The organism is Virgibacillus sp. 6R, assembly GCF_001895305.1.
Lineage (GTDB): Bacteria > Bacillota > Bacilli > Bacillales > Amphibacillaceae > Virgibacillus > Virgibacillus pantothenticus.
In genome coordinates this window covers 4,218,755-4,231,058 of sequence record NZ_CP017762.1, presented here as the reverse complement: position 1 = coordinate 4,231,058, position 12,304 = coordinate 4,218,755, and the positions used below count along the sequence as shown (strand labels likewise).

Annotated in this window: 9 protein-coding genes; 1 reads left to right on the top strand and 8 read right to left on the bottom strand. The window is 37.4% G+C overall.

Annotated elements, in window-relative coordinates; translation table 11 throughout:
- From BKP57_RS19115 to BKP57_RS19080, 8 genes are all read right to left on the bottom strand, one after another.
- Positions 1 to 297 carry a DUF4176 domain-containing protein gene (locus tag BKP57_RS19115; protein WP_050352523.1) on the bottom strand — a complete coding sequence of 99 codons (297 nt, stop codon included), beginning with the start codon at positions 295 to 297 and terminating at the stop codon, positions 1 to 3.
- A 25-nt stretch (positions 298 to 322) separates the two neighbouring features.
- Positions 323 to 4,798 (bottom strand): type VII secretion protein EssC, encoded by a 4,476-nt coding sequence (gene essC / locus BKP57_RS19110; RefSeq protein ID WP_072742479.1) that lies wholly within the window; start codon positions 4,796 to 4,798, stop codon positions 323 to 325.
- A 67-nt stretch (positions 4,799 to 4,865) separates the two neighbouring features.
- Positions 4,866 to 6,215 (bottom strand): type VII secretion protein EssB, encoded by a 1,350-nt coding sequence (essB, locus tag BKP57_RS19105; protein ID WP_072742177.1) that lies wholly within the window; start codon positions 6,213 to 6,215, stop codon positions 4,866 to 4,868.
- A 162-nt stretch (positions 6,216 to 6,377) separates the two neighbouring features.
- Positions 6,378 to 6,635, bottom strand: a complete 258-nt coding sequence (locus tag BKP57_RS19100) for an EsaB/YukD family protein (protein ID WP_050352521.1) — start codon at positions 6,633 to 6,635, stop codon at positions 6,378 to 6,380.
- A gap of 12 nt (positions 6,636 to 6,647) precedes the next feature.
- On the bottom strand, positions 6,648 to 7,151 hold the full coding sequence (essA, locus tag BKP57_RS19095; protein ID WP_072742176.1) for a type VII secretion protein EssA: 504 nt from the start codon (positions 7,149 to 7,151) through the stop codon (positions 6,648 to 6,650).
- A complete protein-coding gene (esaA, locus tag BKP57_RS19090; protein WP_072742175.1) occupies positions 7,126 to 10,656 on the bottom strand; it encodes a type VII secretion protein EsaA in 3,531 nt (1,176 codons plus the stop codon). The genes essA and esaA overlap by 26 nt, the downstream gene beginning before the upstream one ends.
- Before the next feature lie 192 nt (positions 10,657 to 10,848).
- On the bottom strand, positions 10,849 to 11,145 hold the full coding sequence (locus BKP57_RS19085) for a WXG100 family type VII secretion target (RefSeq protein WP_050352518.1): 297 nt from the start codon (positions 11,143 to 11,145) through the stop codon (positions 10,849 to 10,851).
- A gap of 442 nt (positions 11,146 to 11,587) precedes the next feature.
- Positions 11,588 to 11,839: a hypothetical protein gene (locus tag BKP57_RS19080; protein ID WP_050352517.1), complete on the bottom strand. Its 252-nt coding sequence runs from the start codon at positions 11,837 to 11,839 to the stop codon at positions 11,588 to 11,590.
- A gap of 334 nt (positions 11,840 to 12,173) precedes the next feature.
- Here BKP57_RS19080 and BKP57_RS19075 point away from each other — a divergent pair, with 334 nt between their 5' ends.
- A complete protein-coding gene (locus BKP57_RS19075) occupies positions 12,174 to 12,275 on the top strand; it encodes a YjcZ family sporulation protein (RefSeq protein WP_072742174.1) in 102 nt (33 codons plus the stop codon).
- The last annotated feature ends 29 nt before the right edge of the window (positions 12,276 to 12,304 follow it).

Sequence of the window (12,304 nt, the reverse complement as noted above, 5' to 3'; positions counted from 1 at the left end):
CTAAACTAGTTTTTTATCAATGGATAAACCATCTTCCCATTCTTTATATAACTTTTGAAACCTTTTCTCTTCCTCATCTTTAAATCCTGTAAATAAAACTTCATCAACATTATCTTCATTAAAAAAAATTGCGTTTTCCGGATCAATGCCTTCTGGGTAAGGCGTCCCCATATAATCAAAGTATACGTCCTCCCCAGTGTCTTCATCCTCCATGACTGCCCCACGTCCTACAACCATAATTTTCTTCGTGCCGTTTTCCAAATAAACAATTGTCCCTAATGGTAATAATTCTTCCATCTTTCATTTCCCCTTTTTATGATTATTAATTAATTCGAGGCATTTGAATTAATTGATAGTTTCCTTTTAGATAGTAATAGGCTTGATCTTGAGAAAGTCTTTTTTCCCCTCTAATATAATTACTTGAGAAATAGGATTGATCACTCATTTTCATTGCAATAATAGCCGCATCCATTTTTCGCTTTGTAGCTTGTGCTAATTCGTTATTCGGGTAAGTAAATTGATTCTCCAATGAGCAAATAACAAAATAGATACCTACATCTTTTCCTTTATCAATTAACGTGTCCGCGTCTCCGCTCTTCATATCGACTAGTTTAGTAACTGAGTCAAAACTCGGTATAAATACATAATGTTGTTTCAAGTTTTTTAAAGGGTTCTCTAATTCCCCGCTTTGTCTAGCTTTTATCAACAAATTATTTCGCTTCGTTATTTCTTTTAACCATTGGGTAATGAAATCATTAATTGTATTTTCATCAGCAATTGTATGATCCACTTTATCCTTATATTTTATAAAATCGTAATCTGGATCGATTAAATATATCAATGATCTCTTACTTTTTAGTTCACAAAGTTGTTCTAAAATGCTGACAGTAGCATGGGACAAATTATTTTGATCATCGGAAAACACAATCAAATGCCCATCTTTTCTAAAGTGATGTGAACAAAGCTGTACGTCTTGGTACTCCAATCCAACTGGTAATTTTTCTTGCTTGATTGCCTTTTTAAACGCCCTACTATCTCGATATTGCTCCATTTGTATTACTTCAGGCATCATCGGGATTTCTTCTGGCAAATCGCCATCCCATAATTCTTCCATTTCTTTTGCGGTTGCTTGAATGCCATCAATAACTGCTAACGTTTCTTCTCCTTCTGCAGGAAGCATCGTCTGGAATAATGTGGGTTCTTCTAGCTTAATGAGTCCTCTTCCTGGGATTTCTTCAATTTCAATATCTGTTCTGCCGACAATTCCACGTGCTTCCGTTTCTTCAATTAAATAAAGTGGAATTTGCGTTTTAATATTGGATATTAACGGCATACGCATGGCACTTTGTCGCCCAGCACTAATCGCTAAATGTATTCCCACACTTGCTCCTTCTCTAGCAATTTGTGTAATTAGCTTTTCAAATTCATCGGAGAATGCTGCCTCACGGACAGAATCATAATTATCAATAACAATCAATTGATTTTCTACGATATCTCCGCTCGCTTTTTCATACATTTCTATACTTGCCACTCCAAAGCTGCTTAGCTTCTGCTTGCGTTCCTTCATCTTCCCATTCATAAGACGGATAAATTTGGCTATTTTCTCTTCCTCATCCAAAAGCATTGTATCGGCAACATGTGGCAACGGTTTTAATGGCAATAAACCGTTCGTTCCAAAATCTAATAAATACATATGCAAATGCTCTGGCCGATGCTGATGTACAAGATTCATAACAACTGTTTGCAGAAAGGTCGATTTTCCGTAACCCGGACTTGAGAAAACAGCAATATGCCCGTGCCTCGTTAAATCAAGTGTGAGTGGCGATTGTGATTGTAGCTCTGGCTGATCTAATAGACCTAATGTAACGACAAGTCGCTTCTTGCCTTCTGCTTGCCAAGCTTCCTTAAAATGAATATCGTGCATTTCTTTTGGTAATATTCGTTCAGGTAACGGCGGCAACCACGGTTTTGGAAGTGGGTCAATTTGGCACTTTTCTGTGTAAGCAGCAATATAGTCGATAACGGCTTCCAATTCGGTTGGTTTTTTCTCTACGTCCTTTTTATTCGCCAAGCCACTTAAATCCTCGGTCAGGATATCATACTGACCTAGATCATTAATCGCATAAATCGTTGTATCTACGAATTCATGATCATCCTTATCAGGCACATAATCAGCACCGCTCCATGCACTTTGGAATAGCTCATAAATTTCATTGTTTCCGACTTGTAAGTAGGCACGCCCTGGTAATGTGATTTCAGCTGCGTCGGGTGTTTTTAAGATTTCATTCGAATCACTCGCATTTTGTACTTTTAACGCCAATTTAAACTTGGAGTTTGACCAAATTTGGTCATCGACAACACCGCTTGGCTTTTGCGTTGCGAGTATAAGATGGATGCCAAGGGAACGCCCAATTCTTGCAGTGGATACGAGCTCTTTCATAAAGTCCGGCTGTTCTGATTTTAACTCCGCGAATTCATCGGAAATCAAAAAGAGGTGTGGCATTGCTTCACTTGCTTTTCCTTGCTTATAAAGCTTTTGATATTGGTTGATATGATTTACATTATGCTCGCCAAAAAGCCGCTGTCGTTTTTGCAGTTCTGCTTTAATCGAAGCAAGCGCTCGCATCGATTGAGCTTTATCCAAGTTCGTAATCGTCCCTAACAAATGTGGCATATCATTAAATAAATTCGCCATTCCACCACCCTTATAATCTATAAGTAAAAAGGCAACTTCGTAAGGGTGAAAATTAATACCTAACGATAGAATATAGGATTGGATAATTTCTGACTTACCGGAACCTGTCGTACCCGCAACGAGCCCATGTGGTCCGTGAGCTTTTTCGTGTAAGTTTAATTGCACAATATCTTCTTTACCCCGAAGTCCTAATGGAACTGCTAAGCTCTTATAAGTTTCATTCACACCCCAACGCTGTTCAATGTTGAGGTCATTTACATTCTCCACCCCGTACATTTCTAAAAAGGTTACTTTTTCAGGTATGGAATTTTTTAGATTCTGTAAATGATTTATTGGCGCTAACGCACGAGTAATTTCTTGTTTATCGAAACCATCTGGATAGTGGTCCAGATCAAATTTCTTATTTACTAATTCGCCCTCTTCCAGTAAAATGTTTCCATGCTTTGCATCACGTATATCAATAACTGTTTTTACATGTTCTGGTAGTGCCTGCATCACATCTTGAACAAATATGAGGGAGACGCCAATTTCACTTGGATCTTCATTAAAAAATTCCATGACAATATGATCCAATATCATCTTTTCGTCTGTGATAAGCACGATATAATGTGGAGAAAAATAAATTTTTTCGTTTTTGTTCGTCTTTTCATCGATTGTCTGCTTACGTTCTTTCAATAATTGATACAAGGAATGAAGGACTTGGTCACGAGAACGCTCGTGATAGACAAAACCACGCACATTCACATCTCTTAAACTCGCATGCGGCAGCCAGCGCATCCAATCCCATTCCTGCTTTTCTTCCTCTGGAAAGATCGTAATAAACTGAACGTCATGATAGCTATGAAACAACGCAATTTGGGTCACTAATAACTGCAGCTGTTCTAAAACAAGCGGCCGATGACCAATATACCCCACCGGTCCTTTCGTTAGTGATGTCACCACAGGTACGTTTTCTATTTCTTGATATTGCGATAACAGCTCTCTTGCTTGATCAACAAGTTCATCTTTCTCTTGCGTAAATTCTTCATCGTTAAAATCAATTTTAAAACTAGATGGAACCGTTCCTAAGCCAGCACGGAAATGAAGAAAATCATGCTGGTACATGGTCTTTTCATAGATTCTCGCTTCCACATTTTTAGCCATCTCCCTTATCGTGTCGACAGCTGGATAATGATAAAATAAAGCGTATCGCTGCTCTTCACTCACTAAGTGCAATTCTTTCGTTTTACGCTGTAAGTATGCCTTATAGGTTTCTTCGCGGTGCTTCATATCCTCTTTGTACTTTTTAACGCTTTTCATATAGGAAGTAATCGAAAATATAATCGTCACAACCGTTATCGATAGCATAACTAATATGTAAATACCTCTAGGCTGAATAAGTGAAATAACAACGAGTGCTACCACCATCACAATTGGCGGAACAATGGTCCTTGCCAATTGTTCACTAGGCTTTGACGGTTTGTGAGCTGGTTTCGCTATCGTGCGATCTTCCTCTGGTTCACGATAAATAATTCGTGGTGACCGATGGTAATCTGGATATTCTCCACTATATGGGGTAACCACTTCCACCAATTCCACTAGCTTACTTGTCAATTGCTGTTTTGAAGTAATTACTTGCAGGTCATCTTTACCTACATAAATAATGGTGCCATCCATAAATAACTGATCACCTGGAAAAATAACCGTTTGCCGATCGACTGCCATAAAATTATGATAGACCGTCGTACCTTGATTCGCTAACTTAAATGACATACCGTCATCCTGTCTATGCAATACAAGATCAGCTGAAGCGTCTGGCAGCAGTATATCATCATAGCTATTGCTTCCAATCGTAACTATATTTCTGCCGGCAATATCATATGCATAGCTTTTCTTAGCGTCTAACAAACTCAATTCCATTAAATGATCTGCAACTGGAATGGACATCTGTGTTTCTAGTTTATTTTTACCGACAAAGGCTTCATTGCCGTCCCAATTAATACGAAATGATTGATCCAATCCCAGAAAAGTCATGCTATCCGACCAATCATTACCTATTATCACTTCCTTATGTTCCTTTTCCGGTAAATGGCATTTATGCAATTGATTTTTATAGGTAACCATGAGTATTTTGTTTGCCACTGTATTTCTCCCTCTCTAAACCGTTGCAATAATGAATGAATTCCCTTTGTTATTCTTCCTTTTTCTTACTTGCTTCTTGTTTATCAGTTTCATTCTTTTCGTTTTCTTCTTTTCCATTTTTGGTCTCTTCTTGTTTATTTTCATCCGCATTACTTTGCTTATCTGATTGGGGATCTTGCTGTGTTTGACTATTATCTTCAGTCTCTGTATCATTTACCGGCGCAGTTTTCTCTTCCTCAGCTTGTAAATCATACTCCTCCCGATACTTTTGTAATTCATCCTGTAACTTTTTAACGGTCTCTTCTCGTTCCGACCCTGTTAAATCTGGATTGTTTTTTGCCTGCTCTATCTTTTGAATAAGTCCATGCATAATTAATATTGGATCATCAATATATTTTGCCTTTTCAATAGATGTGTCAAATTCTCCTCTACCGTTGTAAATCCAGTAAGCTAAATAGTCGGGGTCACTCTTCAGGCTAACGTTTTTTAAAATGACTTCTTTCTCAGCATCTGATAAGTTTTCAACGTTAATATAGGAGTGAGCTAAAATATACATCGTTTGTGTAGGCAACTTTTCCGGGTCTTCATCCTCTAATGTGGAAATAACATCACCATAAGAGGAAGCCAAGTATTGACCATGGGCTTCTAGTAAATTATTCTGATAAGGAGTTTTAATGAATCCATAATATATAACAGGAATAGCTAATAAAACCGAAACAATAATCATAATAATAGAAAGCTGTTTAAACAGGCGAAATCGTTTAGTCGGTACAACCACCATAGTTTGCTCTGTTTTTCGCTGTTCTTCTTCATAGCTTTTGTATAGAAAATCCTTAAGCTCTTCCAGATCAGTTATTTCACTCACTTGACGCTGAAAATCCGTCTCCGTCGCATTTTGCAAGGAACCGTGATAAAGCTGTTCAAAATTATATTTCTTGGAAAATAGGGCGATGGTAAAGCATTTTAATTGTTTTAAAAAATCTGTTTCACTCATCTCATATGGAGGCACAAGTTTGCGAATCCCTCGGTATATAATTATCGGCATAAGGTTATCATCAACAACAAGATTTTCAGGATGAAGAAAAAAAGTTATTCTCGTGTTCAAATAACGCTCTAATTTAATCATGTTGCAAACTAACCTTAATTTTTCATTTCTATGTAATTGCAGTAATCGATTCCAAGTTTTCACTTTCTGCTTGCGGCTAAATGTAAATCGATAGGCGTCTTTTTCTTCTGTAATTGTAAGCGGGGCAAAAAAATCAGAAGGATGTAGCATAACATCCATTTGCCGGACATCATGTACAGCGGTTTGTGATTTAGGTAATCGCACCTGCCAATTATCTTGTTCTATTTCAAATTGCAGTGTCAGATTTTCAAATTGTATTGTTTTCTCCTTCATTTCCTATTAACTCCTTTGTCCTGCAATAAAAACTATATTCTCATGGTTGAACTTATGTACGGTAGTCTGAGTATGTTCCGTTCATTCTTTGTTCCCCTGCATGAATAGGATGTGACCTCATCCAGCAACTTTAAAATTTTACATCTTATTTTTACTTTTCTGTTATAAAACTAGTAAAATATCTCCATCTGTAACAGGATAATCTATGACATAGTCATCATCTGCAATAAATAAATTTTTAGTAGTAACTTTGATTGCATAACGAGATTGCTCTGGCAGATCGATATGCAGCGCATCCGTTACATAAAAAAGTAGTTGTTTAACAGTTAATTGCGTCGGGATACGGAGATCATATACCCCGCCCCCCTGCGCAACATGGCTAAAATCCATCGTCACATTAATATGTGTATCTTGTACCATGAGCTATTTCTCCTAATTTAACATTTTTTGCATCATCACATAGAGAGCGCCACATAAAAGTAAGGCAAAACCAGCTAACGCATATAACATGGTGTTATCAGATTCAGAAGCTTCTTTATCTTCACTTTGATCATCCGTTTGCTTTGTAGTCGTTGCAGCAATTGTTTCATAATCTTTCGTAAACAATGCATCTTTCGTCTGTTGCAATGTTTTGTTAGGTTCTGCATTGATGGTAAACAAAACTTCCTCAAGTTTGTCTAGCGATTGCTCTTGCTGTGCTTTTTTCTCCTCAACGGTGGTAGCTGTTTCTTCTGCAAATAGCATGGGAAAAATTTTTTCTATTTCCGTTTCCTTTTTGGATGTGTTTTCCGATTTTTCTTCCGTAATCCGGTCTATTTTCATTTCCAACTTACCCTGACTATCTGCAATGACTGCTGGTGTTTGGTATCCCCAAACCACCAGCAGACTGATAACAATTGTGAAGATGACTTTAACTAACTTCTGCTTCATTTTCATCGTCCATTTCCCCTTTTTGTGTTGAGCGATGCACCACAAATAAGTTGGCTAAAGCACCTACGATCATGATTCCGATCATGATTAAGATCGAAGCTTGATAATTGGCTTCACCGTGTACAACATTTAACAATAATGTCTCGACATATTGCAATGGAGAGAAATCTTTCAACAGTCCCATCCCTTTTATGCCTGTTCCAAATGCATTCGTTAAAAACAGGTACAGGCTTAGCACGATTAAGAGCACGAACATACCAATCATTTTTATTTGTCTTAATAAATATGTGGAGATGAGCAACATTCCGGTAATTAACAAGACAATCAACCCTGTAAGCATCAGCATATCACCGTCTGTCATGTGCATTGTATAACTGGATACAACGCCAATTACAATACCTTCTAAAACACCTATCCCAGCAATGATAAGTGTAATTGGGATATTGCTGCCTACCAGTGACTTTTCTTCAGAAAATAGATCCTGTTCTACGCGCTTTTGGTTTATCGTGGAAATAACATAGGCCGTAAACAAGACCACAATAAAGCAAATTAGTACGAGGTAATACGGTGTAAACGAATCGCTTGACGTAATCGTTCCTTGATTACTCGTCTGTACTGGGTTGGATAAGAACTTATATAAATCTTCATTTTGCCTGTCACCAATGCGGCTATTCGCTAACACACCGGTAAAGTTCTCTGCAAACTCTTCATCTTCAAGTAATTTATTGGTCATACTTACGGATAAGGATTCGACTTGTTGAACGATATCATCGCCACTTTCTTGAATCGTTGTCGCCTGTTCATTAATACTATCGAAAGTGTCATATACTGTATCCGCTTCATTCACATTGCCTTGCGCTTGCTCAGCAAGTGATTGACTAGCTGATAGCAGAGGCTGAAAGTTTTCATCCAAGGAAACGATAGCAGATTGTTCGTCTTCCTCATTTGCTTGAATCTTTGCTTGTGAATCAACTAGGTTCAAGCTTCTCTCTCGCCAGTCTGCGACATTTTGTAATGTTTTTTCAAGACTATCGTTAAGGATCGTTGCTCTTTTAGCAGTTTGATTGATCCTTCTTACTAATGCATCTGCATTATTGTTCATTTGAGCAACTTGTTGCTCATGCATTGCAATTTGTTTTTGTAGATTTTCCCAAGGCGTGCGAATTTGTTTGGCTACTTCATCACTAATTTGTAAAACGATATAGTCTTTTATTAAGCCGGGAACATCTTTTTTATTAAAGAGATAATACAATGAATCTTCAGTTGCTAAATCTTTTAAACGTTTACCTTTTAGTTGTTCCGGTAAACTGGGACTCCCCATATTTAAACCGAAATAACTTTCATAAGAGGAAAATAATTTTTGATAAGGCGTTACCGTATTCGTTACAGCTCTAATTAATTTATTCGTTGCCTTATCCATTCCTTCCATTGGCGTCATAATTTCATGGTTAATGCGATTATTAATGATTTTAACCCGTTTGGTTGCCGGCTTAAGTTTTTCAAGTGGAACACTATCTTCGTCGTCCTTTGGTTCCTCTGTTCCTGATTCATCAGGGTTGCCATCATCACTAGGACTTTCTCCGTCTTCGCTTTCACCGGTTTCAGATCCACTTTCTCCCCCATTACCTGGTTGTATTGGTTCTGTTTCTGGGGCTGTCTTTTGCTCTGTTGTTTGCTTATCTCCACCTTGAGTTTTATCGTGCTTTTGTTCTTTTGTTGCTTCAACCTCTACATTTGCAACAAGAGGTGTTTCCGCTGTTTCAATTTGTGCTGTTTCCGGAACATCTACATTATCAATATCTTTTTGATGCAGCTTCCAGCCCCAAGGAATTGGCTTGAAAATATCTACTTTTGACTTCTTATCAAGCAAACGAAGTGTAACCTGAACGGTAAAAATACCTTCTTCATTTGCTGGAAGAATAATTTCTCCATCATGGTATTGCTTCGTATAATCCACATCTCCAATACCAGGAATGGTAAGTTTTACGTTTTCTACTTTATATTTTTCAAGAATGCGCTTTGGTATTTTTAAATGAAATGTTTGCGCTGATTTTTTATTTTTCGGCAACTTTACGGAGTCAGACATAGTCATCCCTGAAGTATGCAATTTTTCCTTTAGTTGATTAATCTGGTATGATAATAACTTGGTTGGATCACCGCTTGGATTAAGATTTTCACCTGCCCCAAGTCCCTTTTCCCCCATATATTTTTTTGTTACCGTAATAACATTCCTAATCTCTTTCACTGTATGCTTTGGCAGACCTACTTCTTCAAAGTCGTCCATATTCGTTGAAGGCAACCGTCTTATTTGCTTATGCAAATAATTTTTTGCATTTGCTGCTGGTTTTTGCAAAAGCATATTTACCAATTTGTCTTCTTTGCCTAGCACATTGGCAAGCAGACCATCTAATCGATCTGAAATTACACCGGTAAAACCACCCGAATAATCGGGATTGATTCTTCTTTCAATATTGCTATACGTTTTCTGTACTTGAGCTAATGAATCGTCTAAATATTTCTTTAGCGTGTTCGCTCCAACAGCAATATTGGCTTCCGTGTTGCGTTGATACATCACAGAGTTTATCGGAGGTTCAATTTCTTCCATACCCCCACCGTTGTTTTGCAATTGATCATTTATCATTTTATTTGCTAACTGCAAACGCTCCAATTGCTGTTCGGCTTCTTGCTGATTTAATACTCCATCAAATTCATTCAAAGTTTGATAGAATTCGAGAATCTGAACGTTATTTTTTTTCTTCAATTGGGTAACATCATTTACAGTTGACAAATAATCTTGATCTAATTCAGCGTCGGCTACTAATTCATTTTCAAAAGTATCCATCATATCCTGAAAGCTTTGAAAGCTTGATTTGGACAGCTCTGTACTATCTTTAATCGACCCAAACTGATTTGTGTAATTATCAAGCGGGTTATATACTTCATTACTTAGCGTATTAGTATAAACTGCCTGTTTTTCGATAATTTCACCAATATTATCTTGCGCATTTTGCAGATTTCCGACAATACTTGCAAAATATACGTCGATAATTCTGCGATTAAATCGATTTAGGATATTACTAGCCGTTTTTTCCGCTTCCGCTCTTATTTGCTCGTTATCCGTCGCATTAATTTTATAATTTAATACAACTTGTTCTGGAGATTCAGAATCAATCGAGAGCGCCTTTTGGGAAAAATCATTCGGAATAACAATCATCATGTCATATGTACCACGTTTCAAACCGCTTTCTGCAACTCCGCGACTGACTACAAACCATTCATGATTGTTTTCATTGTTCACTCCTTGCACAAAGGCATCACCAAAAGCAATCTTTTCGCCATTTAACATAGATCCCTCATCTTCATTAACGAGTGCAATGGCCATTGCCCTTTCAACTTCCGTTTCTTCGTTGTCTGTTTGTTCTTGTTGATTTAACGCAAGATAGGATAAGCCCGAAGCTAGGATAACGATTAATAATAAAAACAGGAACCAGCGTTTATCCAATTTCTTCATAACAAACAGCTCCTACTAGTTACATTAATAGTATGTGCCACGTGATACGACCGGCAACACTTGTTTATAAATGAGTAAACCATCAATTGGGCTAGCGAAAATAGGAGCTGCACAACTGAAGCCGTGCAGCTCGAATAGGGAGTCACGAAACGTTGTTTATGACCATTTTTTCGCTCATAATATGAACCGATTTTATCTTAGACCAAAATTTTGGGCTAAAGCATGGTCTTGATCCGCAACCGCTTCTGCTGTTTTAGTCAATTGCATTTCAATTTCCTTCATTAAATGCGCAAAATTCAGTACTTTCGGCTTAAGATCAATGAATTGTTCATCAAATCGTTCAAATGCACGGCCCTCCCACTCTGAGCGTAATTCTACTTGTAAGTTAGATAGGTCTCTAAGGATTTGTTCAATTTGATCTGAACTATTTCCATACCGCTTTGCTTTTGCCTGTAGTTGTTCAGGCGTCATACGAATTTGTCCTGACATTACACTTCATCTCCCTTTTTATTCACTTTAGAGGCGAAAATGTACAGTAAAATTTTAGCACCTCTTTCTTTAAGACTAATCAAGCGAATTTTCTATGTCAATCGACTATATGCATTTTTTGGATAATTGATAATAAAGACCCAATTTATACAGAATGTACATTTTTCACATTAAAGAAATGGTAAATATAACCTACACTGATTCGTAGGTCTATTTTCTTAATTCGTTTCCCCAAATCTTTTTATACAATGTCGGATTTCGACTCATGGTGACCAAACAGACAGAGTTGATTCAATCAACAACTGTATGAATCAACTCTATTGAAAAGTTATTCTTCTATTTCCATGAATGAATATGAACGTCATCATCTTTACTCAATTACAACGCTATTGATTAATCGTACAGCCTAGCATATGCGCATCTTTTTACAAAACATACGCTTTTACCAAAAGAAAAATGGCAAAACAGCAAGTGTTGCAATGGCGCCTAATGCAACACCGTAGCCAAATCCATATCCGTAGTACCCGATCCCAAAGCCGCCGAGACCACCTCCTCTTTCTAATGGTCTAATATATACACGATTTGGACTTACTCGTTCAATGATGCCCCGGTGGACTCTTCCACAATGTGTTCGTATTTCAACTGCCTTACCCATATGACGCTGACATACAGAGTAATAATGTGCCCCTGACATACAACTTCACCCCCAATGTATAAGTCAGATACAACATTATATGAAATAGTAATTAGCCTGTAAAAGACAGATTACTCAGGTAAAGAGCGGAAAAAGACGCAAGATGTATCCACTAGCTTATACAAGTCACCAATATAGCCTATTCTTTTGCTGTACCATCGAACATATTAGATAAGCGCTTTTGCCTATATGTTCTAGTTTGAAAAGGAGCAGCACGTCCCTTCACTTGTGTTTAGATTTTTAACATCATTGAAAGCATAAATGGGTGGTCACCCATATCATTTTCGAGTCGTAGGCATATATTATTACTGTAAAAGAACTGGAGGTGTTCAGTATGGGTGAAGCTGTTGCAGGTTACGGCTACGGCAGTGGATTTGCCTTAATTGTCGTATTGTTTATTCTGTTAATTATTGTAGGTGCTTCCTACTTTTGTTAATGATTGATATTAAAGATAGGAGGATATTT